This window comes from Streptomyces sp. NPDC001219 (genome assembly GCF_053597915.1).
Window position 1 is genome coordinate 1 of the sequence record NZ_JBSFJF010000020.1, and the last position, 20,980, is coordinate 20,980.

At 72.1% G+C, this 20,980-nt stretch carries 16 protein-coding genes, 1 tRNA gene and 2 pseudogenes; 11 read left to right on the forward strand and 8 right to left on the reverse strand.

What is annotated here, in order from left to right:
* Positions 1–175 precede the first annotated feature (175 nt).
* Positions 176–247, forward strand: a tRNA-Arg gene (locus ACWC9R_RS15400).
* Positions 248–596: 349 nt separating this feature from the next.
* On the opposite strand, the gene ACWC9R_RS15405 is transcribed toward ACWC9R_RS15400, so the two are convergent.
* Positions 597–1,883: a cytochrome P450 gene (locus tag ACWC9R_RS15405; RefSeq protein WP_450731885.1), complete on the reverse strand. Its 1,287-nt coding sequence runs from the start codon at positions 1,881–1,883 to the stop codon at positions 597–599.
* 945 nt (positions 1,884–2,828) lie between these two features.
* Here ACWC9R_RS15405 and ACWC9R_RS15410 point away from each other — a divergent pair.
* From ACWC9R_RS15410 to ACWC9R_RS15430, 5 genes and pseudogenes are all read left to right on the forward strand, one after another.
* Positions 2,829–3,191, forward strand: a complete 363-nt coding sequence (locus ACWC9R_RS15410; RefSeq protein WP_450731887.1) for a hypothetical protein — start codon at positions 2,829–2,831, stop codon at positions 3,189–3,191.
* A gap of 116 nt (positions 3,192–3,307) precedes the next feature.
* Positions 3,308–4,660: pseudogene (locus ACWC9R_RS15415) on the forward strand (FtsW/RodA/SpoVE family cell cycle protein); the annotation flags it as partial.
* Positions 4,661–5,211: 551 nt separating this feature from the next.
* Positions 5,212–6,666: a penicillin-binding transpeptidase domain-containing protein gene (locus tag ACWC9R_RS15420; RefSeq protein WP_450731889.1), complete on the forward strand. Its 1,455-nt coding sequence runs from the start codon at positions 5,212–5,214 to the stop codon at positions 6,664–6,666.
* 45 nt (positions 6,667–6,711) lie between these two features.
* Positions 6,712–7,197 (forward strand): HD domain-containing protein, encoded by a 486-nt coding sequence (locus ACWC9R_RS15425; protein WP_362614129.1) that lies wholly within the window; start codon positions 6,712–6,714, stop codon positions 7,195–7,197.
* A gap of 82 nt (positions 7,198–7,279) precedes the next feature.
* Complete coding sequence (locus ACWC9R_RS15430) at positions 7,280–8,215, forward strand: alpha/beta fold hydrolase (protein ID WP_450731891.1); 936 nt, start codon at positions 7,280–7,282, stop codon at positions 8,213–8,215.
* 43 nt (positions 8,216–8,258) lie between these two features.
* On the opposite strand, the gene ACWC9R_RS15435 is transcribed toward ACWC9R_RS15430, so the two are convergent.
* Positions 8,259–9,365: a ferritin-like domain-containing protein gene (locus ACWC9R_RS15435; protein ID WP_450731893.1), complete on the reverse strand. Its 1,107-nt coding sequence runs from the start codon at positions 9,363–9,365 to the stop codon at positions 8,259–8,261.
* A gap of 202 nt (positions 9,366–9,567) precedes the next feature.
* Here ACWC9R_RS15435 and ACWC9R_RS15440 point away from each other — a divergent pair.
* The 3 genes and pseudogenes from ACWC9R_RS15440 to ACWC9R_RS15450 all read left to right on the forward strand — a co-directional run bounded on the left by ACWC9R_RS15440 (position 9,568) and on the right by ACWC9R_RS15450 (position 11,609).
* A pseudogene (locus tag ACWC9R_RS15440) lies at positions 9,568–10,492 on the forward strand (AurF N-oxygenase family protein).
* A 73-nt stretch (positions 10,493–10,565) separates the two neighbouring features.
* On the forward strand, positions 10,566–11,306 hold the full coding sequence (locus tag ACWC9R_RS15445; protein ID WP_450731895.1) for a TetR/AcrR family transcriptional regulator: 741 nt from the start codon (positions 10,566–10,568) through the stop codon (positions 11,304–11,306).
* A gap of 36 nt (positions 11,307–11,342) precedes the next feature.
* Positions 11,343–11,609 carry a hypothetical protein gene (locus ACWC9R_RS15450; protein WP_450731897.1) on the forward strand — a complete coding sequence of 89 codons (267 nt, stop codon included), beginning with the start codon at positions 11,343–11,345 and terminating at the stop codon, positions 11,607–11,609.
* Between the two features lie 217 nt (positions 11,610–11,826).
* Here ACWC9R_RS15450 and ACWC9R_RS15455 read toward each other — a convergent pair whose 3' ends face one another.
* From ACWC9R_RS15455 to ACWC9R_RS15475, 5 genes are all read right to left on the reverse strand, one after another.
* Positions 11,827–13,083 carry a styrene monooxygenase/indole monooxygenase family protein gene (locus ACWC9R_RS15455; RefSeq protein ID WP_450731899.1) on the reverse strand — a complete coding sequence of 419 codons (1,257 nt, stop codon included), beginning with the start codon at positions 13,081–13,083 and terminating at the stop codon, positions 11,827–11,829.
* Between the two features lie 74 nt (positions 13,084–13,157).
* Entirely contained in the window at positions 13,158–13,775 is a 618-nt protein-coding gene (locus ACWC9R_RS15460; RefSeq protein ID WP_362604571.1) for a GTP-binding protein, read from the reverse strand.
* Positions 13,776–13,812: 37 nt separating this feature from the next.
* On the reverse strand, positions 13,813–14,211 hold the full coding sequence (locus tag ACWC9R_RS15465; RefSeq protein ID WP_450731901.1) for a DUF742 domain-containing protein: 399 nt from the start codon (positions 14,209–14,211) through the stop codon (positions 13,813–13,815).
* Positions 14,208–14,702 (reverse strand): roadblock/LC7 domain-containing protein, encoded by a 495-nt coding sequence (locus tag ACWC9R_RS15470; protein ID WP_450731902.1) that lies wholly within the window; start codon positions 14,700–14,702, stop codon positions 14,208–14,210. Before ACWC9R_RS15470 ends, ACWC9R_RS15465 begins: the two co-directional genes overlap by 4 nt.
* Positions 14,699–17,740: a nitrate- and nitrite sensing domain-containing protein gene (locus tag ACWC9R_RS15475; RefSeq protein ID WP_450731903.1), complete on the reverse strand. Its 3,042-nt coding sequence runs from the start codon at positions 17,738–17,740 to the stop codon at positions 14,699–14,701. Before ACWC9R_RS15475 ends, ACWC9R_RS15470 begins: the two co-directional genes overlap by 4 nt.
* A gap of 556 nt (positions 17,741–18,296) precedes the next feature.
* Here ACWC9R_RS15475 and ACWC9R_RS15480 point away from each other — a divergent pair.
* Complete coding sequence (locus ACWC9R_RS15480; protein ID WP_450731905.1) at positions 18,297–19,142, forward strand: hypothetical protein; 846 nt, start codon at positions 18,297–18,299, stop codon at positions 19,140–19,142.
* Between the two features lie 153 nt (positions 19,143–19,295).
* On the opposite strand, the gene ACWC9R_RS15485 is transcribed toward ACWC9R_RS15480, so the two are convergent.
* The gene (locus tag ACWC9R_RS15485; RefSeq protein WP_362604580.1) at positions 19,296–19,799 is read right to left on the reverse strand and encodes a MarR family winged helix-turn-helix transcriptional regulator; all 504 of its coding nucleotides are present in this window, start codon (positions 19,797–19,799) and stop codon (positions 19,296–19,298) included.
* A gap of 269 nt (positions 19,800–20,068) precedes the next feature.
* Here ACWC9R_RS15485 and ACWC9R_RS15490 point away from each other — a divergent pair, with 269 nt between their 5' ends.
* A complete protein-coding gene (locus tag ACWC9R_RS15490) occupies positions 20,069–20,917 on the forward strand; it encodes a lysozyme (protein WP_450731907.1) in 849 nt (282 codons plus the stop codon).
* The last annotated feature ends 63 nt before the right edge of the window (positions 20,918–20,980 follow it).

The window sequence follows — 20,980 nt, forward strand, 5'->3', positions numbered from 1 at the left end:
ACCCCGCCCGGCCTGCGGCCCCCCCCGGCCCCCCCGGGCCGGGGTCCGCCGGACCGGCCCTGAGACCCCGGCCGTCCCTCCGCGCCACCGCGCCCCGCCTCCCGCGAAACCTGTTCATGAACACCCCATCAGAGCTGGTAGGGTTCTACCCGTCGCCGCAACACACAGCGACAAAGCCCCCGTAGCTCAGGGGATAGAGCAACGGCCTCCGGAGCCGTGTGCGCAGGTTCGAATCCTGCCGGGGGCACCTTGGAAGAGGTGCCAGAGGACCCCGCCAGCAGAGATGCTGGGCGGGGTCTTTTCGTATGCGGACGCGCCCTCGATGGCGAGGCCCGGGGGGCCTTCCGCGACGGCGTCGGATACTCACCGTGGTTCCGGGCGGGTCCAGGGGCCAGGGGCCGAAGCGCGGCACGCGGGGACACGTTCCGGTCGCCGTCGCGTGCATGGCCCGGGAGTGCCTGAGGTGACGGCCGGAACCGCTGTGCGCCTTGTGGCAGTTGGCCGTTCACCGGGTGGTGGCCCGAGTACCGCAAAACCGGGCACCCGGCGTCTTGGCCAAGTGCCCGGTCAGCGGAGGACGTGGGGCCGGTGCGCGGTCAGCCGTTGAGGTGTACCGGCAGGGACTCGATTCCGTAGACGATGGAGAGTTTGCGGAATTCGAGGTCCTCGGGCTTGGCGGCGAGGCGCATGTTCGGGAAGCGGCGCACCAAGGCGGGGTAGGCGGCACGGAGTTCCATGCGGGCCAGTTCGGCGCCTACGCAGCGGTGAATTCCGTAGCCGAAGGCGAGATGGGAGGGGACATTGCGAGTGGGGTCGAACTGTTCCATTTCCGGGCCCAGTTTGCCGTCCCGGTCCGCACCGCTCAGTGAGCACAGCACCACATCTCCGGAGGCGATCTGAACGCCGCCGATTTCCAGGTCCTCGCGGGCGAAGCGCGGGAAGGCCACCTGTACGACGGTCAAGTGACGGAGGAGTTCCTCGACATAGCTTTCGACGACGTCATCGCCGTCGTGCAGGGCCGCGAAGTGCTTCGGGTCCTGGAGGAGGACCAGGGCGCCGAGGGCCAGCATGCTCGCGGTGGTCTCGAAGCCGCCGGTGAGGACACCGTCGGCGAGGCCCGCCAGCTCTTCGTCGCTGACCGAGTCGCCGTGCTCCTTCACGATCATGCCGAGCAGGCCGTCGCCCGGGTTCTCACGCTGCTTCTTGACGATGTCCCGGAAATAGGAAAGCGATTCGGATATGGCGCCGAAGGAGGCGTTCGCCCCGCTGAAAAGGTCGAATCGCGCGGCACTCAGACGCTCGAAATCGGCGCGGTCCTCGTAAGGAACGCCGAGGAGTTCGCAAATCACGAGGGAGGGGATGGGGAGGGCGAATGAGTGGACGATGTCCACCGGGTCGCCGCTCTTTCCCGCCTTTTCCATCGCGTCGAGGCGCTCCTCGACGATCTCATGGATGCGGGGGGTGAGCCGCCCGAGGCGCCGCATGGTGAATTCGGGGGTCAGGAGCCGGCGGAGCCGGGTGTGCACGGGCGGGTCGGCGAATCCGAGTCCACCGGGGTTCTGTTCGGCCCCGGCGCCGGCCTTGCCGACGAGGTTGGTGAAGTCCGAGCTGAAGGCACTGGCCTTGCCCAGCACCGCCTTGACCTCGTCGTAGCCGGTGACCAGCCAGACGTTGGCGGCTATCGGCACGGGAAGCTTGCTGACGGGCTCCCGCTCCCGCACGGCCGCCAGATCACCCACCGGATTGAGGCCGTCACGCCGCAAGGGCATCAGGACGGACTCGGGCAGGAAGGACATTCGAGATAGGTCAAAGCCCTTCTTCTGTGTTCTCGCCAGATACATACGGCCGGCCCAGGCGATGATCCGGGAACGGAGGGTCGTCATGACGCTAATACTGCCTTTCGTCGAGGGGGACGGTCACCCGCGCTCGGCGGCCCAAGACGGCCGGGACAGCACGGAACCCCCACTCGGCGTGCACGGGTGTGACGTACGCCATAGCCCCTCGCTTGCGGTGGTCATGGCACAGGTCCATGCCATCGACCGGAGTCTTCGGTCGTCCGCATCAGCGTGACGAGCTCGGCCTCGGCCTTCTTCTTCTGTTCGGTCTGGACGAGTTTACAAAGTGCCATTGACGGCGTTCACGGAACAACCCGGTATGCCCCTGAGGGAACCCTGGTTCGCCCCTGACTCACCCCTGGTCCCTACCTGACCCTTTCCTGACCCCCTCTTGAACGAGCACCCGCCGCCCCGCGCACCCGGCGCCGGCGCTCCAGGAGTGCGCGACGGCGAACTGGCATCTCCGGCAGGCCGGATCGTCACCTATGTCCGTCGACATGTATCACGGGGTGGCGAATGACACCCCGGGGAGGGCGAGTTGCGCGCAGTACGGGGGCGGCCGGGGGGTGCGAGCCGGGGGAAATGGGTGCGGTATCCCCTTCCGGGCCCATGTGGAGCCCCGCACCAAACCCCATGCGGAGTTTCCTGCGGACCGCTGGGCGTTCCCCGCCATGACGGCCCCCTGCCGCCCCTGGATTCGAACTCCTCCCGGCGGCAGAACGGCCGACCTCGACGCGAAGTCACTCAGCGTGATGAGTTGCGGACTCTCCGCTCCCTCCTTAGCGTGAGAGGGGAGCGAGGCAGGCGGCACGGCGCGGCGCGAGAGGGCGGCGCGCGACAGAGAGGCCGCATTCGCAGCCAGGGAAGGGTGCGGCAGGCACCGCACCGGCGGGGCGTCGGCCCCGGCCCGTCCATCGAGTGACGCCCGGCGACCCCGCTCCACGCACCCCACAGGGACTCCCCTGGGACTCTCCCCTTCGCAGGAGGAAGCGCATGTTTCCGAAGTCGAAGTCCGGCAAACTCGGCACCTTCGCCCTTTGCTTTCTGTCCGGTGCGCTGGCCGGGATGCTCGCGGCCGGACCCGCGCCGGCGGCCGATGACGACGAGCGGGACGGCCTCGCCGAGTACGAGGGCCGGGTCGTCGCCAAGGAGGGGCTGGTGCTGCGTACCGGGCCGAGCACCGATTTCAGCGCGATCGGCCTGAAGGAGTACGGGGACGTCGTGGGGATCACCTGCCGGCTCAAGGGGCAGCGCGTCGAGGGCAACCCGGTCTGGTACAAGCTCAGCGACGCCTCGTACGTCTGGTCCTCGAAGCGCGACATCGTGAACGACGGGGACGCTCCGCGCTGGTGTTGAGGGCGGAGCGGCACGTACGGCGGGGCGCTCCCTACGGGACCGGCCGACTGCGTACACCCCGAACGTCGTATCCGGCATAACGGAAATAACGACCTCCGCTTGCTACGTTGCCAGGCATGACGGCACTGGCGAGGGCGGCGGCCGCACGCCCGGCGGACACTCCCCCACCCTTGCCGCTGCTGCCCAGGCGACGAGGTGTCGAACTGGCCCTCCTCGCAGGCGCGGTCCTGATCAGTGTCTGCGGATATCTCGTGGTGGGCCTGGCCCGCGGGCATGCGCTGCCGGGCGGGGCGGTCCGGTACGGCGCCGGGCTCGCCGGGCTCGCGCTGCTGGCGCATCTGGCCGTCCGCTTCCGCGCCCCGTACGCCGATCCGCTGCTGTTGCCCACCGCCGTGCTGCTCAACGGGCTCGGGCTGGTGCTGATCTTCCGGCTGGACCTGGACACCCCGGCCGACCACGCCGCGCCCACCCAGCTGATGTGGTCGACGGTCGGCGTCGGGCTCTTCATCACGGTGGTGGTGCTGCTGCGCGACCACCGGGTGCTCCAGCGGTACGCCTATGTCTGTGCGGCGCTCGCGCTGCTGCTCATGGCCGCGCCGATCCTCTTCCCCGCCATCAACGGGGCGAAGATCTGGATTCGGATCGCCGGATTCTCCATTCAGCCGGGCGAGTTCGCCAAGGTTCTGATCACCGTCTTCTTCGCGGCCTATCTGGCCGCCAACCGCAGCGCACTGGCCCATACGGGACGCCGGATGGGGCGGCTGCGGCTGCCCACCGGCCGGGTGCTCGGACCGATCGTCGCGATCTGGCTGGTCAGCGTCGCGGTACTGGTCCTGGAGCGCGATCTGGGGACCTCGCTGCTGTTCTTCGGCATCTTCGTCGTCCTGCTGTACGTGGCCACCGGGCGGACCGGCTGGATCGCGATCGGGCTGGTCCTGGCCGGCGTCGGGGCGGCGGCCGTCGGCACGCTGGAGCCGCATGTGCACAGCCGGGTCGAGGACTGGCAGCATCCGTTCGCCGGTATCGCGGCGGGCCGGGGGCCCGGTCAGCTCGCCCAGTCGCTCTTCGCGTTCGCCGCCGGCGGGATGCTCGGCACCGGTCTCGGCCAGGGCCACTCGTATCTCATCGGCTTCGCCATGAAGTCCGACTTCATCCTGGCGACGTTCGGTGAGGAACTCGGGCTGGCCGGGCTGACCGCGCTGTTCCTGCTGTACGCGCTGCTGGTGGCCCGCGGCTACCGGGCCGCGCTCGGGCTGCGCGATCCGTTCGGCAGCCTGCTGGCCGTGGGGCTGGCGGCGCTGCCCGCCCTCCAGGTCTTCGTCATCGCGGGCGGGGTGACGGGGCTGATTCCGCTCACCGGGATGGCGATGCCGTTCCTCGCGCAGGGCGGGTCGTCCGTCGTCACGAACTGGATCATCATCGCGCTGCTGCTGCGGATCAGCGACCGGGCCCGGACGCCACGGGCGGAGGGCGGCGGGGCGGGGAGCGCTGCCGGCGGTGCTGCGGGGGCCGGCGGGGGGAGCGGGACGGGACGTACGGCGGGGAGCGGCGCGGGGAGCCGGGGCGGAGCGGAGGCGGGTGCCCCGTCGGGAAGGGCGGCGGCGGGGACCCCGTCGGCCGGGGCGGCGGCGGGCGCCGGGCCGTCGGGCGGGCCGGAGGGGAGCCCGGTGAGGGGGCAGGGGGCGTATGAGGCCGGTGGGGGCGCGGGGTTCGGGGCGAGGAGCTGGGTGGTGGGGTTCCTGAAGCCGACACGGTCACCGGGCCCGGACCGGTCCCGGACCTCAGACCTTCCCCGGACGCCGGACCGGCCCCAGCCCCCGACCTCAAACCAGCCCCGGACGCCGGACCGGCCCCAGCCCCGTACACAGCCGCAGAGCCGCCCCCAGCCGCAGGACCGCCCCCCGTCACCCCCGTCCCCACCTGGCGCAGCACCGTCCCCACCCGGCGCGCCCCCGTCCCCGCCCAGGACGGCACCACCCCCGCCCGCCCCCGATGACGCCCCCTCCCCGGAGGCCGGCCGTTGATCCGCTGTATTCGGCACACCGCCGCGTTCTCCTTCCTGCTGCTCGTCGCGCTCCTGGTCAACGCCGCGCGGGTGCAGGTCTTCGAGACGGAGCGCTACGGCGCCAATCCGGCCAACCGCCGGGGGACGATCGCCCGTTACGAGCAGCCGCGCGGTGCCGTGCTCGTCGCGGGCCGGCCGGTCACCGGGTCCCGGGACAGCGGCGGGCGGCTGCGCTTCGAGCGCACCTACACCCAGGGGCCGCTGTACGCGCCGGTCACCGGCTACTCCTCGCAGGTCTACGGGACCTCGCTGCTGGAGAACGCCGAGGACGGGGTGCTCTCCGGGTTCGACGAACGGCTCGCGACGTTCCCCTGGTGGGACCAGCTGACCCGCACCCACCGGCCGGGCGGCAGCGTGCACACCACCATCAACCCCCGGATGCAGCGCGCCGCGTTCGACGGGCTGGGGGGCAAGAAGGGCGCGGTGGCCGCGATCGAGCCGCGTACGGGGCGGGTGCTGGCGCTGGTGAGCACGCCGTCGTACGACCCGGGTGAACTGTCCGGCAACGACGCCGGGGTCAGCGCGGCCTGGCACCGGCTGAACGGCGCCCGGCAGCGGCCGATGCTCAACCGGGCGCTCCAGCAGACCTATCCGCCCGGCTCCACCTTCAAGGTCGTCACCGCGGCGGCCGCGCTGGAGAGCGGCCAGGTCACCGACATCGAGGCCCCCACGGATTCGCCCGACCCCTATCCCCTGCCCGGTACCGCCACCCTGCTCGGCAACGCCGCGGAGGGCTGCGAGGACGCCCCGCTCAAGGACGCCTTCCGGGCCTCCTGCAACACCGTCTTCGCGCGGCTGGGGGCCGAGATCGGGCTGCGGGACATGGCCGGCATGGCCCGCCGGTTCGGCTTCAACGACCCCGGGCTGCGCCTCCCCTCGCCGGTCGCGCCGAGCAACTTCGACACCCGGATGGACGCCTCGCAGGTCGCGCTGTCCGCCATCGGGCAGTTCGACACCACGGCCACCCCGCTCCAGATGGCGATGGTGTCGGCGACGGTCGCCAACGGGGGCCGGCTGGCGCCGCCGTCCCTCGTCGACCGGGTGACCGACGCCAGGGGCGTCATGATCGCGGACGGTCCGCACCGGCCCACGCGCCAGGCGATCGGCCCGGTCACGGCACAGCAGCTCCAGGAGATGATGATCGACGTGGTCGCGCACGGCAGCGGCAGACGGGCCGCCCTCAAGGGCGTCACGGTCGGCGGCAAGACGGGCACCGCGCAGCACGGGGTGCGCAACGAGGGGACGCCGTACGCCTGGTTCATCTCCTGGGCGCGGGCGAAGGACAGCTACGAACCGGCCGTGGCGGTGGCCGTGGTGGTGGAGGACGCGGCCGCCGACCGGGCGGACATCAGCGGCGGCGGGAGCGCGGCGCCGATCGCGCGGGCGGTGATGGCGGCGGCGCTGCGCTGAGGCCGGTCCTCGCCCGGGGCCCGGTCCGCGCGTCACAATGGCCGTATGGCTGACGCGATCCCGCCCATGGAACCCGCCCCGCCCCCGCTGCTGTCCCTGGCCGAAGTGGAGGCGCTGGCCCGGCGCGTGCACTCGGGGCAGACCGACAAGGCGGGCCGCCCGTATGCCGAGCATCTGGCCGCGGTCGCTTCGGGCGTCCGCGAACGGGGCGGCAGCGACGAGCAGATCGCCGCGGCCTGGCTGCACGACGCAGTCGAGGACGGGGCGCTGAGCGAGGAGTGGCTGGCCGGTGCGGCGCTGAGCGAGGAGGTCAGGGCGATGATCCTGGCCGTCACCAAACGGGCGGGCGAGCCGGTGGAGGAGTACACCGCCCGCATTCTGGCCACGCCGGGGGCGCTGCTGGTCAAGGAGTCCGATCTCGCGCACAACGCCGATCCGGACCGGCTGGCCGTCCTGGACGCGCCGACGCGGGAGCGGCTGACGGCGAAGTACGCGCGGGTGCGGGCGCTGTTGGGGCTGTCCGCGCCGTGACGACCACCGGTCCCGGCCCGCGGTAGCCGGGGGCCGGGCCGCCGGGGTCCCCGTCCCGGACACCCGCACGGAAAGCTGCGGTATGCAGCTAGCCTGCGCCGATGAGCGCCACGCAGCCTCCGCAGCCCCGGGAGCCCGCGCAGTCCGCACCGCCGCCTTCCGTGCGGCCTACGAGCAGGCCATGGCGCTGTGGCCGGTGCCGGTGGAACGGCTCGACCTGCCCTCGGAGTTCGGCACCACCCGGGTCACCGTCTGCGGCCCGGCGGACGGTCCGCCGCTGGTGCTGCTGCACGGCGGCGGCACCACCTCGGCCGTCTGGTACGCCCTCGCCGGCCCGCTCGCCCGTACACACCGGGTGTACGCCGTGGACCAGATGGGCGGGCCGGGGTCCAGCGCGCACACAGGGCGGCCGCTGCGGCGGCCGGCGGATCTGCTCGACTGGCTCGACGGTGTGTTCCGCGGGCTGGGGCTGACCTCGGCGGCGCTGGCCGGGCACTCGTACGGCGGCTGGCTCGCGCTGAGTTATGCCGTGCACACCGCTACCCAGGGCCCTGCCTCAGGGGAGCGGGTGGACCGGCTGGTGCTGCTCGATCCGACCCAGTGTTTCGCGGGCTTCCGGCCGTCGTATCTGCTGCGGGCGCTGCCGCTGTTCGTACGGCCCGGGGAGCGGAGCACCCGGCGGTTCCTGGAGTGGGAGACCCGGGGCGCGCCGCCGGCGCCCGCGCTGGTGCGGCTGATGGGCCTGGGCGCCGTCGCGTTCCGTACCGCGAAGGTGGTCACGGGGCCGCGGCCGGACGCCGGACGGGTGGCCGTGCCGGCCCTGCTGCTCCTGGCCGGGCACAGCCGGACACACCGGCCGCACCGGGTCGCGGCGCGGGCCGAACGGACCCTGCCGGGCGTACGGATCGCGACCCTGCCGGGTGCCACCCACCACTCGCTGCCGTACGCCGACGCCGGGGAACTCGGCCGCCGGATGCGGGGCTTCCTGGCCGCCGGAGTCCAGGACGGGACACCCTGACGGCCGGGTGAGGGCCGCGGACGGGCCGCAGGCGCCCCGGGAGTCAGCTCTCCGCGCCCTCGGCGATGGCCGCCGCGACCTCCGCCGTACGGGCCTCCTCCTCGGCCGCGAAGCGCTCCGCGTCCAGCTTCTCGGCGAGTTCCTCGTCCTGGGCCATCAGCAGATCGAGGTTGGAGTCGCCCATCTCGAAGACGCCCATGTCGACATAGGCGCGCTGAAGGCGCTCGCCCCACAGGCCGATGTCCTTCACACAAGGCACGATCCGGCTGAACAGCAGCTTGCGGAAGAGATGCAGGAACTCGGAGCGCTCGGTGAATTCGGCGGCCTCGTCATGCGGAATACCGAAGTTCTCCAGGACTTCCAGACCGCGCAGCCGGTCGCGCATCAAATAGCAGCCCTCGATGACGAATTCCTCGCGCTCGCGGAGTTCGGCATCGGTCAGCTGCTTGTAGTAGTCGCGCAGCGCCATGCGTCCGAAGGCGACATGGCGCGCCTCGTCCTGCATGACGTACGCCAGGATCTGCTTCGGGAGCGGCTTGGTGGTGGTGTCGCGGATCATGCCGAAGGCGGCCAGCGCCAGGCCCTCGATGAGCACCTGCATACCGAGATACGGCATGTCCCAGCGGGAGTCCCGGAGGGTGTCGGACAGCAGCGCCTGGAGATTGTCGTTGACCGGGTAGAGCATCCCGATCTTCTCCTGGAGGAAACGGCTGTATATCTCCGCGTGCCGCGCCTCGTCCATGGTCTGGGTGGCGGAGTAGAACTTCGCGTCGAGATCGGGGACGGATTCGACGATCCGCGCCGCACACACCATCGCGCCCTGCTCACCGTGCAGGAACTGGCTGAACTGCCAGGAGGTGTAGTGCTGGCGCAGCTCGCCCCGGTCCCTCTCGGTCATCCTGTCCCAGTACCTGGTGCCGTACAGGGACATGGACTCGTCCGGGGTGCCGAGCGGGTCGTGGGGGTCCACCTCCTGGTCCCAGTCGATCCGCAGGGTGGCGTCCCACTGCTTGTCCTTGCCCTTCTGGTAGAGCGCGAGCAGCCGGTCGCGTCCGTCGTCGTAGTCCCAGCTGAAGCGGGCCGCACCGGTGGCGGGCACCTTCCACACCGGGTCGCCTGGGTCCTGGACGTAGAGATCTCGGGTCGACACGTACGCCTCCTCGGCTCGCCAAAAGCCTTGTCATGGGCGGTCGTTGGCAGGCTCACACGCTTCTTACCGGCGGGTCAATAAGTCGTGCACAGGGGATTGACGAGCTTGCTGACAAGCAGTCTCATAAGTGGTGACCGCGGGCAGGACCGGCCCCGAACCCCTGGAGCGAGGTAGCACAGCCATGACGAGCGCGCCCACCGCCATGACCGAAACGGACACCGAAGTGCTGCGGGACGCCCTCGGTCTGCTCAAGGACCGGGAGCAGGTCGCCGAGCGCTTGCTCGACTCCTCGGCCAAGCACTCCTTCGACCCCGACACCGAACTCGACTGGGACGCGCCCCTGGAGGACGGCAAGTGGTTCTGGCCGCCGGAGCTGGTCTCGCTCTACGACACCCCGCTGTGGCGGAAGATGTCGCCGGAGCAGCAGCAGGACCTGTCCCGGCACGAGGCCGCCTCGCTCGCCTCGCTGGGCATCTGGTTCGAGATCATCCTGATGCAGCTGCTCGTCCGGCACATCTACGACAAGCCCGTGACCAGCGCGCACGTCCGCTACGCCCTCACCGAGATCGCCGATGAGTGCCGGCACTCCAAGATGTTCGCGCGCATGATCCAGAAGGGCGGCGCACCGGCGTACCCGGTCTCCCGGCTCAACCACAACCTCGCCCGCGTCCTGAAGACGGTCTCCACCACCCCGGGCTCGTTCGCCTGCACCCTTCGGCGAGGAGATCCTGGACTGGATGCAGCGGCTGACCTTCCCGGACGAGCGGGTGCAGACGATCGTGCGCGGGGTGACCCGCATCCATGTCGTCGAGGAGGCCCGGCATGTGCGCTACGCCCGTGAGGAGCTGCGCCGCCAGATGGTCACCGCGCCGCGCTGGGAGCGGGAGTTGACCCGCATCAGCTCCGGCGAGGCGGCCCGGGTGTTCTCCGTCTCCTTCGTCAACCCGGCGGTCTACACCCGGGTCGGGCTGGACCGGCGCGAGGCCGTCGCGCAGGTCAGGGCCAGCGGCCACCGCCGTGAGGTGATGCAGTCCGGCGCCCGGCGGCTGACCGACTTCCTGGACGAGATCGGCGTACTGCGGGGCGTGGGCCGCCGGTTGTGGCGCAGCTCGGGCCTCCTGGCCTGAAGCGGACCGCGGGGACCCGGTACACCCCGAGCACCTGTACGAGCCGACATCCGGGCCGGTTACGCTGCTGTTCATGAACGGCAGCGGCACCGCCCCAGCAGTACCCCGACCCGCGTATCGCAGGCTGAGCGTGGAGCAGCGCCGCAGCCAATTGCTCACCGCCGCGCTGGACCTGTTCGCCCAGCGCGCGCCCGAGGACGTCTCCCTGGACGACGTCGCCCTGGCCGCCGGGGTCTCGCGGCCGCTCGTCTACCGCTACTTCCCCGGCGGCAAGCAGCAGCTGTACGAGGCGGCGCTGCGCAGCGCCGCCGACATCCTGGAGCGCTGCTTCGCCGAGCCGGACACCGGCCCGCTCACCCAGCGGCTGTCCCGCGCGCTGGACCGCTACCTGGCGTTCGTCGACGAGCACGACGCCGGGTTCAGCGCACTGCTCCAGGGCGGCAGCGTCGTGGAGACCACCCGTACGACCGCGATCGTCGACGAGGTGCGGCGGGCCGCGGCCGACCAGATCCTGCGGCACCTGGGCGAACCGGCGCCGGGCCTGCGGCTGCGGATGACCGTCCGGATGTGGATCACCGCGGTCGAGGCCGCCTCGCTGATCTGGCTCGACGAGGACAAGCAGCCGGCCCTCGACGAGCTGCGGAACTGGCTCGTCGACCACTTCATCGCGCTGCTGACCGCGACCGCGGCCGGCGACCCGCAGACCGCCCGGGTGACCCGGGCGGCACTGAGGCTGGAGACCTCCGACGGCCCGGCCGGCGACCTGGCCCGCCGCACCCTGCCCGTCGTGAGCGACGCCGCACATCTCCTGTGAGCCGCCACCGGCTCCGCGCGGTGTGACACTGAGGGCGTGAGAAGCGAGAACACCCTCTTCGTCGGCGGCCCGCTGGACGGCCGGGTCCTGCCCGTCCTGGTCGGCGCGACCGGCCAGCCGCCCAAGACGTACGAGGTCCCGGTACCGACCGACGACGACCGCCCGCCCACGGTCCACGTCTACCGGCGCGTCCCGGCCCGGGTGAACCGCCTGGGCCTCCCCAGCGGCTGGAAGTACGCGTACGCCCCGGAGGGCAAGGACCCGAACGAGGGCCCCAGGTGGCCTTGGCGCAAGCCCCGTTGAGCCGACAGCGCCCCTGACGCAAACCCCGCCAACGGCCCCGCGCCACGAGCGAAACCGCCCCACTCCCCCACCAGGCCCGTCACCGGCACCACGACGCAACCACGCGCCGCGCCGCCGGCCCGCAAAAAAACACCCCTCCCCACCGAAGGTGGGGAGGGGCAACCACGGCGGTGCCACCCGGCGCACGTGGGAAGAAAGCCCCCACCGCAGGTGGTTTTCAGCCCGTCGTCAACGACCCCAGATACGCATTCGTCTTCTCCGGCTCGTAGAAGAAGTTCTCGAAGTCGGACGGGTCGTTGAAGCCGTTGGCGAAGCGGTCGGCGACCGGCTGCAGCTGACCGGCCGCGCCGATGAGGTTCAGGATGTGCTCCGGCGGCGGCGCCAGCATCGCGTTCGTCCACTTGGTGACGTGCTGGGCGGTGCGCCAGTAACGCTCGAAGGCGGTGTGCATCCAGTCCCCGTCGAAGGGCTGGTCACCGCGCTCCACGATGGAGGCGAGGTAGGACGCGGCGCACTTGGACGCCGAGTTGGAGCCCTGGCCGGTGATCGGGTCGTTGGCGACCACGACGTCCGCGACACCCAGGACCAGGCCGCCGGAGGGCAGCCGGCCGACGGGGTTGCGCACGGTGGGGGCGTAGCGGCCGGCCAGCGTGGCGTTGGCGTCGGTCAGTTCGGCCTTGGTGGCGCGGGCGTACTCCCAGGGCAGGAACTTCTCCATGAGTTCCAGCGTCACGGCGAGGTGCTCGTCCGGGTCCTTGACCCCCTGGAACACGTCCAGCGGGCCGCCGGGTATGCCCTCCCAGAAGAGGATGTCGGCTCGGCCGGAGGTGGTGTACGTCGGCATGACGAACAGCTCGCCGACGCCGGGCACCAGGTTGCAGCGCACCGCGTCGAAGTCGGGGTGCTCGGGGCGCGGGCCCAGACCGTGCACGTAGGCGACGGCCAGCGCGCGCTGCGGGGCGTCGTACGGGGAACGCTCGGCGTTGCGGCCGAACATGGACACCAGCTCGCCCTTGCCGGCCGAGACCAGCGTCAGGTCGTAGCGGCTCGCGAAGAAGTCCAGGTCGGAGACGGCCGCGCCGTGGATGACGAGCTGGCCGCCGCGCTGCGCGAAGGTCTCCATCCAGCCGGCCATCTTCACCCGCTGGTCGACGGACTGGGCGTAGCCGTCCAGCTTGCCGACCCAGTCGATGGCGCGCTGCGAGCCCTCGGGCGCCTCGTGGCTGCCGGGCGCGGCGACCGAGACGCCGAGGCCCTCGATGCGCGGGGCCTGGCTCTCCCAGAAGTTGATCTGGAGGTCGCGCTCGTGCTGGAGCGCGGTGTCGAACATGCACTGTGTCGACATGACCCGGCCGGCGCGGATCTCGTCGGCCGTGCGGTTCGACATGAGGGTGACCTCATAGCCCTGGGACTGGAGGCCCAGGGCGAGCTGGAGACCGGACTGGCCGGCTCCGACGATGAGTATTTTCCGCATGGCGGGGCTCTTCTCTGTTCCTGCTGGTGTTCGGGGGAGAGTGTGTGGGGGAGGTGCGCGACCTTACGGTCCGGTCACTCCGGCGCGGTCTCCAGGGCGTGGCCGACCAGCGCGAGCAGCGACTGGATCACCGTGGTCCGCTCGCGGGCGTCCATGATCACCACGGGTACCCGCGGCGGCACGGTCAGCGCCTCGCGGACGTGCTCGACGGCGAACGCCTCGGTCCCCTCGAAGTGGTTGACCGCGACGACGTACGGCAGTCCGCAGCTCTCGAAGTAGTCGAGCGCCGGGAAGCAGTCCTCCAGGCGGCGGGTGTCGGCCATCACGATCGCGCCGATCGCGCCGCGCACCAGGTCGTCCCACATGAACCAGAAGCGCTGCTGTCCGGGCGTGCCGAACAGGTACAGCACCAGTTCCTGGTCGAGGGTGATCCGCCCGAAGTCCATCGCGACCGTGGTCGTGGTCTTCTCCGGGGTGGCGGTCAGATCGTCCGTGTCGGCGCTGGCCTGCGTCATCACCGCTTCGGTCTGGAGCGGGGTGATCTCCGAGACCGAGCCGACGAACGTGGTCTTGCCGACGCCGAAGCCGCCCGCCACCACGATCTTGGTGGCGATCGGCGCCCGCGAACGGTCCGTCTGCCAGCTCTGCAGCCCCGCGTCGGCGGCGCCGGCCGCCGCGTCGGCCTGACCCACGGAACCGGCGGTCGCCGTCGATCCGGCCGATATCGTGTCAGAGCCTGTGAAGTCCACTCAGCACCCTTTCGAGCAGCGCGCGGTCGGGCCGGCCGGAGCCGTGCCCGGTGCCGTAGACGCGAATCTTTCCCTGGTCGGCGAGGTCGCTGAGGAGTACCCGGACCACGCCCAGCGGCATCTTGAGGAGTGCGGAGATCTCCGCGACCGAGCGCATCCGGCGGCAGAGTTCGACGATCGCCCGCATCTCCGGCATGACCCGGTCGCCCCAGCCGCCGGAGGTGAGCTCACGCCGCTCCTCGGGCGCCTCCAGTGCGGCCACGAACGTCTCGACCAGCAGCACGTGCCCGAACCGCGTCCGGCCACCGGTGAGCGAATACGGCCGTACGCGTGAGGGTTTCCGGTCCCCGCCTCGCACGGGGAGTTTGCTACTACTCACTTGGCGCTCTCCATCGACTTGCGCAATTCGCTGCGGAGTTCGGGGGTGAGGACATGGCCGGCGCGGCCGACGAACAGCGCCATGTGGTAGGCGATGACGTTCATGTCGCAGTCCGGGGTGGCGTGCACGCCGAGCAGCGAACCGTCGCTGATCGACATGACGAACACGCTGCCCTCGTCCATCGTGATCATCGTCTGCTTGACCGACCCGCCGTCCATCAGCTTGGCCGCACCGTTGGTGAGACTGCCGACTCCGGACACGATGGTGGCCAGGTCCGCGCTGGAGCCGCGCGGACCGTCACCCCCGCCCGGCCGTGCCGCCTCTTCCGTCCGGTCCGGGTCGGACGACAGCAGCAACAGGCCGTCGGAGGAGACCACCGCGACCGAGCGGATGCCCGGCACCTCGTCGACCAGGTTGGTCAGCAGCCAGTGCAGATTCCGGGCCTGACTGCTCAGGCCCTGTCCGTAAGCAGTGGGCGCTTGCGCCTTCAATCGCGTGCCTCCTCGACAACGTGGCTCTCTCCCGGGGCCCCCGCTCCGTCGGTGTCCGTCTGTGGGGTGGTCAGCTCCGTTGTGTGTTCGGCGATCTCGGCCTCGACCTCACGTCGGCCGACGCGCGCCCCCGCCTGAAAACCGCCGAGCCGGCGCCGCAGCGCCTCGGCGTTGGCCGCTCCGCTCTTGCGCGGGGCGGTGGGCGCCTGCTGCTGCGCCACGACCTTGGGCGTGCGCTTGGGCAGCCCCATGGAGGTCGTCCGCTGCTTCCCCTCGGGCGGGGCGGCAGCGGTCTGTGGGTCGGCCGGTGTACCGGCCGGGGACGGGTCGGCGGGTGCCGCCGCGTCCGTGGGTGCCGCGTCGGTGGCACGGCTGTGCTCGTCCGGGCCGATGGCGTACGGGTCGGCCGCGGGCGCGCCGGACGCTTCGGGGCCCTCCGCCGGTGCCGGGCCGTCGGCCGGGCGCGGTTCCTCACCGGGCTGCACGTGGTCACCGGTGCCCCTGGTGGTGGCGCCGTACGGGCCGGGCGACTGCGGGCCGTACGGGCTCGGTTCGGCCGCGGCGTGGGTGGTCGGGCCGGCCGGCTGCTGCGCGGCGGGCTCCGGTGCCGGTTCGGCCGGGACGCCGAGGCCGGCGGCGTCGATCGCGCGCTCCGCTGCGGCGACGAACGGGTCGGCGACGGGCGCCGGGGCGGCGTCCGGGGTGCCGTCCTGGCCGGTGTCCGGTGCGGTGCCGGCCCCGGTGGTCCGCTCGGCGGCCACGGGGGTGTCCTCGTCCGGGGCCCGGCCGGTGTCCCGGTCGGCTGCCACGGCGGGGGCCGCCGGGCCGTCCGCCGGTTCGGCCCCCAGGGCCCGCGCGGACCGCGACGGCAGCGCGTTGGAGTTCGCCTCGGCGACCGAGCCGGGCAGGCTCGGGGTGTGCGCCACGTCCTGGGGCGCGCCGGCCGGGGAGGCCGACGGGATCGGGCGGGTGGGCAGGATCGAGCCGGGCAGGACGACGACGGCGGTGACGCCGCCCTGCTTCGCGTCCCGCAGCTGGACCCGGACGCCGTGCCGGGCGGCCAGCCGCACCACGACGTACAGCCCGAGGCCCAGCGCCTCGTCGATGGTCTCCGAGGACGAGGCGGCCTCGACGTCGGTCAGCCGCTCGTTCAGCTCGGCCATCCGCTCCGAGGTCATCCCTATGCCCTCGTCCTGGACCGAGAGCATGACCTCGCCGCTCTCCAGCAGCCAGCCGGACAGCTCCACATGGGCGTTCGGCGGCGAGAACGCGGTGGCGTTCTCCAGGAGTTCGGCGACCAGGTGGCTGAGGTCGTCCGCGGCGAACCCGGCGACCTGGGAGTGCGGCGGCAGCGACTGGATACGGACCCGCTCGTACCGCTCGATCTCACTGATCGCGGCGCGCAGCACGTCCAGCAGCGGCACCGGGCCCTGGTGGTTGGTGCTGTGCTGTTCCGCGCCCGCGAGGACGAGGAGGTTCTCGCTGTTGCGGCGCATCCGCGCGGCGAAGTGGTCCAGCTTGAAGAGGGTCTCCAGCCGTTCCGGGTCCTGCTCGCTCTCCTCCAGCGACTCGATGACGCCGAGCTGGCGCTCCACGAGGGCGAGGGTGCGCAGCGAGAGGTTGACGAACCGGCCGTGCACGCCGTTGTGCAGGGCCGCCAGCCGCTCGGTGAGATCGGCGATCTCCTCCTTGAGCGTCTCGCCCTGCTCCTGGAGCACCTCGCGCTCGGCGACCAGCCGCTGCCGGCCGCCGACCAGCCGCTTGCGCTCGCCCTCCAGCTCGGTGCTGCGCCGCGCCAGCTCGCCGACCTGGGCGTGCAGCGCGTTGACGGACCGTACGGCGGCGGCGAACTCGTCGTCGCGGCCCTTGTAGGTGATGGGCTCCTCGTGCGCGGGGTCCGCGGCGACCCGCCGGGCGCCGATCCGCAGCGCGGCGAGCGGCTGGGTCAGGGAGCGCGCGGCCCACACCCCGGCGCCGACGGCCAGCAGCAGGCAGAGCGCCTCCAGACCGATGCGGACCTCCAGCTCCGTGACCGCGTCGTCGCGCAGTCCGCCGAGCCGCTGGATGTCGGCGGTGGCCATGGCCGACTCGACGCCCCGCATCAGCCCGACGCGGTTGGTGAGGGTGCTCTGGACCCGCTGGCGGTTGAGGCGGAGGTCGAGGGCGTCCAGCCGGGGCTGGTCGGTCAGCCGGGTCAGATAACGCTCGGCGGTGTTGACGTCGGCGCCGGTGACGGTGCGGTCGTAGCGGTCCCGGGCGGCCTGGCTCGCGGCCTGCTGGAAGTCGCCCACCGCGCCCTGTTCCCGCAGGTGGGCGACCTGGGCGAGGGTGGTGAGCCGGGGCTGGCTGCCGCCCGCGCCGAGCCCGGCGAGCAGCAGCGCACGGGTGCCCGCGGCCTGTTCGGTGGCGCGGCCGAGAGCGGGCAGGGCGCGGGTGTCGGCGTTCGCGGAGTCCGCGCGGGCCGGCAGTCCACGGGCGATGTCGTCACTGATCGCCCCGAGTGCCTGAATGGCCTCGGTGTAGGCGTTGTAGGCCTGCTCGGCCGATCCGGGCCCCGACAGGGCCTTCTGACGGGTTTGCGGCAGTGCGGCCAGGAGCTTGGCGGCGGCGCGGTACACGGCGGTGTCACCCGAGGCGTCCTGGGCCTCGGTGCGCAGCTCGCCGATCTGCCGGTCCACGCGGACGCGCTGGGTCCGCGAGGGCGCGTCACTTCCGGCTCCGCCGCCCCGCCCCGCGGCGGTACGGCTGCCGCGGCCGGCGGCGACATACGCGGTCATCCCGTCGCGTTCGTCGGCGAGGGAGTGCGCGAGCGCGATGGCGCGGGCGTTCAGCTCGGCGAGATCGACCAGTTGCTGGCCGGTGTTGGCGTCGTCCGCCGTCGCCGCCAGACCGGGGGCGCCGGCACCGAGGACGGCGGCGGCCACCACGGCCACCGCCCCGACGAGCCGGTGGCGCACCCGTGCGGGACGCCGTCCCGAGGGAGTCGTGCCGTCCGTCGCGTCCGTTCCGTCCTTCGCGTCCGGGCCCTTGCCAGGCACCGAGCCCTTGCCCGGTCCCGGGACCGAACCGGCCGGTGAACCCGGCTTCCCTGCGCCGCCTCGAAGCCGCATCTTCCGCACCGCTGCTCGCATTCCTGTCTCGCCTGCTCACGCCCTGTGGCGTCGCGGACCCGGCTCGCTTCTCCGCTCGCGGAGCGGACCTGCGCGAATGACCGCAGCGCGCACACTTCCGCGAAGGGAAACAGCCCGGCTCTGCGCGTCGCGACGAATGTCCTGACCTCACCCCAATGATCCGGGCAACGACCATTCCACCGGCGCCGCGCAGTGGCTCGGCAACACATGCCCGGCCACCTGAACGAGTGAACATCACTCGGAGTTTGGCCTTCAACTTCCGTGCGCCACCGTTTCCTGCCGCAACCCCGCGCAACCCCCGAACGGGTTTGGAGATGCGTCGCGCTCCTGGAAGGATGCCCGCCCGCACACGGCCGGACCGGCGCTCCTTACCCCCGGTAAACCCGTGGCCCGCCCGGCGCGGACGCGGCGGCGGACGTCCGCCCAGCGGGCCGCGGCCGCCGCCTCCGGCAGACTTCCGGGCATGCACATCGCACTCGCCACCGAGCCCGGCGATCCCCAACGCCCAAACGAGGACTACGCATCGGTAGCGCTGCCCGCTTCCGGTCAGGGCGGCGCCCTCGTCCTGCTGGACGGCGTGACGCCCCCGGAGGACGACGCCGGCTGCGCCCATGGGGTGCCCTGGTTCACCGCGCGGCTCGGGGGCGCAATGCTCGAACTGTCGGTTTCACACCGGGATATGACGCTCACTGAGGCTCTCGCCGCGGCCATCTCCCGGACGGCCGACGGCCACCGGGAGACCTGTGACCTTTCTCACGTCCGCACTCCGCAGGCAACCGTGATCGCCGCACGGTGGTCCGGGGAGACCGTCGAGCACCTCGTCCTGTCCGACTCGGTGCTCCTCCTGGAGCGGGCGGACGGCTCGGTGGAGCCGGTGCGCGACTCCCGGCTGGACGAACTGCCGCCCGCGGTCCGGGAGCTGCGGGCGGCCGTACGGGCGCTGCCCCGCGGTTCGGCGGAACGGGCCGCGGCGGGCCGGGAGTACGGCCGCGCGGTCGAGGCGCTGCGCAACGCGGAGGGCGGCTTCTTCACCGCGGCCGCCGACCCGGCGGTGGCCGCCCGCGCGGTGACCGGCAGCACCCCGCGCACCGGCCTGCGCTCACTGACCGCGCTCAGCGACGGCGCCGGGCGCTGGGTCGAGGTCTTCCGGGAGGGCTCCTGGGCGGACTGTGTGGCCCTGGTGTCAGGGCAGGGCCCGCAGGCGCTGATCGACCGGGTGCGGGCCGCGGAGGCGGCGGACCCGGCGGGCACAGCGTTTCCGCGCGGCAAGGCGCGGGACGACGCGGCGGTGGTTTTTGTGGCGCCGTGACAACCACGGACAGGCGGGGCATGTTTTCCCGCCGCGGGGGAACGGCCTCGCGGCGGCGCCCGTCCGGCGGCGGCCACCGCACCTGCGGGCAGGGGGATTTCCGCGGGACCCGACGTCGTCAGGGGGCGGGGCCCGGACCGTACTGCGGCCCGGTTATCCCTCCTCGCCCTCCTTGTCCGCGTTCAGCCGGTGCAGCAGCCGGGCGAGTTCGGCGACCTCGCCGCGGTCCCAGGAGGCGAGGCGGCGGGCGTACCGGGCGCGGCGGCCGGTGCGGACGCGGGTGAAGCGCTCCCGGCCCTCGTCGGTGAGGCGCACCAGGACCGCGCGGCCGTCCGCCGGGTCCGGTTCGCGGGCGATGAGTCCGAGCTGTTCCAGGGCGTGCAGCTGACGGCTCATCGTGGCCTTGCCGACCCCGAAGTAGCCGGCGAGGTCGGTGGCGCGCTGGGCGCCGGCGTCGGCCAGCCGTACGAGGAGGCCGTAGGCGGCGGGCTCCAGATCGGGATGCACCTCTCGTGCCAGTTCGCCGGACGAGGCACGGGCCCGGCGGAGAAACACCGCCAATTCACGTTCCAGGGCGAGAAACACGTGATCCACACCCGTCGGCTCTCCGGCCGCGGTCGTCCCGTCGGCTCCGGTGTCGTGCACGTCAGCGCCCATTCCCGCGTTTCCTCACCTGAAAGTTTCCGCCCTCGGCGGCCGAAGCCGCAGCTCGGCCAGTATTTCGCAGGATTAGACCAACGGCAGCCCGCCGCCCCTCTTCTGCCCCCTCGGTCTACGCGCGTATCGTCATTTATGGCATGGCCATACCAAGCGGCCGGGGTACCCGCCGCGGCGTCGTGCACCCCGCCTCTCCGTGTCGGCACGCCGGTGCCATGCCTCAGCTCCTCCCCCCTCAGGTCATCCCACCGAGATCTTCGGAGGCACGTATGTCCGTGCTCAGATCCGGCTCCCCCCACCGCCCCGCACGCTCCCTCGCGACCGTGGCCGGGGTCCTGCTCACCCTCGTCTCCCTCCTCCTCGGCCTGCCCGGCACCGCCGCGGCCGCACCGCGCGCACCGGAACCCACCCACCCCGGACAGGACTGGGCCGGTTCCCAGATCGCCCGGCACGAGGGCACGGCCGGCGGCGCACCACCGGCCGCCCCGCTCGCCTCCGTCGAAGGCGTGGACGTCAGCAGCCACAACGGCAACGTCGCCTGGTCGACCCTCTGGAACAGCGGTGTCCGCTTCGCCTATGTCAAGGCGACGGAGTCCACCAGCTACACCAACCCGTACTTCGCGCAGCAGTACAACGGCTCGTACAACTCCGGGATGATCCGCGGCGCGTACCACTTCGCCACCCCCAACACCTCCAGCGGCGCCGCCCAGGCCAGGTACTTCGCCGACCACGGCGGCGGCTGGTCCAAGGACGGCAGGACACTGCCCGGCGCGCTCGACATGGAGTACAACCCCTACGGCGCGACCTGTTACGGGATGAGCGCGGCCGGACTGGTCAACTGGATGAAGGACTGGTTCGCCACCTACAAGGCCCGCACCGGCCGGGACGCCGTCCTCTACACCTCCACCAACTGGTGGAAGCAGTGCACCGGCAACTCCGCGGCCTTCGGCGCCGTCAACCCCCTGTGGATACCCCGCTACGGCTCCTCGGCCGGCGAACTCCCGGCCGGCTGGGGCTTCCACACCATCTGGCAGTACACCTCCTCCGGCCCGACGGTCGGTGACCACAACCGCTTCAACGGCGCGATGGACCGGCTCCGGGCGCTGGCGAACGGCTAGCGGCTCCCCGTGAGCGCGACGGCCGGTCCGGCTCCTCCGGTGGGAGCCGGACCGGCCGTCGTG

What these genes read in the sequence shown, in the direction of transcription:
- ACWC9R_RS15430 (WP_450731891.1), top strand. Translation starts at nt 7,280, where the DNA reads ATGCAGCTAGCCTGCGCCGATGAGCGCCACGCAGCCTCCGCAGCCCCG.
- ACWC9R_RS15485 (WP_362604580.1), bottom strand. Translation starts at nt 19,799, where the DNA reads ATGGGCGCTGACGTGCACGACACCGGAGCCGACGGGACGACCGCGGCC.
- ACWC9R_RS15445 (WP_450731895.1), top strand. Translation starts at nt 10,566, where the DNA reads ATGAACGGCAGCGGCACCGCCCCAGCAGTACCCCGACCCGCGTATCGC.
- ACWC9R_RS15405 (WP_450731885.1), bottom strand. Translation starts at nt 1,883, where the DNA reads ATGACGACCCTCCGTTCCCGGATCATCGCCTGGGCCGGCCGTATGTAT.
- ACWC9R_RS15490 (WP_450731907.1), top strand. Translation starts at nt 20,069, where the DNA reads ATGTCCGTGCTCAGATCCGGCTCCCCCCACCGCCCCGCACGCTCCCTC.
- ACWC9R_RS15455 (WP_450731899.1), bottom strand. Translation starts at nt 13,083, where the DNA reads ATGCGGAAAATACTCATCGTCGGAGCCGGCCAGTCCGGTCTCCAGCTC.
- ACWC9R_RS15425 (WP_362614129.1), top strand. Translation starts at nt 6,712, where the DNA reads ATGGCTGACGCGATCCCGCCCATGGAACCCGCCCCGCCCCCGCTGCTG.
- ACWC9R_RS15480 (WP_450731905.1), top strand. Translation starts at nt 18,297, where the DNA reads ATGCACATCGCACTCGCCACCGAGCCCGGCGATCCCCAACGCCCAAAC.
- ACWC9R_RS15410 (WP_450731887.1), top strand. Translation starts at nt 2,829, where the DNA reads ATGTTTCCGAAGTCGAAGTCCGGCAAACTCGGCACCTTCGCCCTTTGC.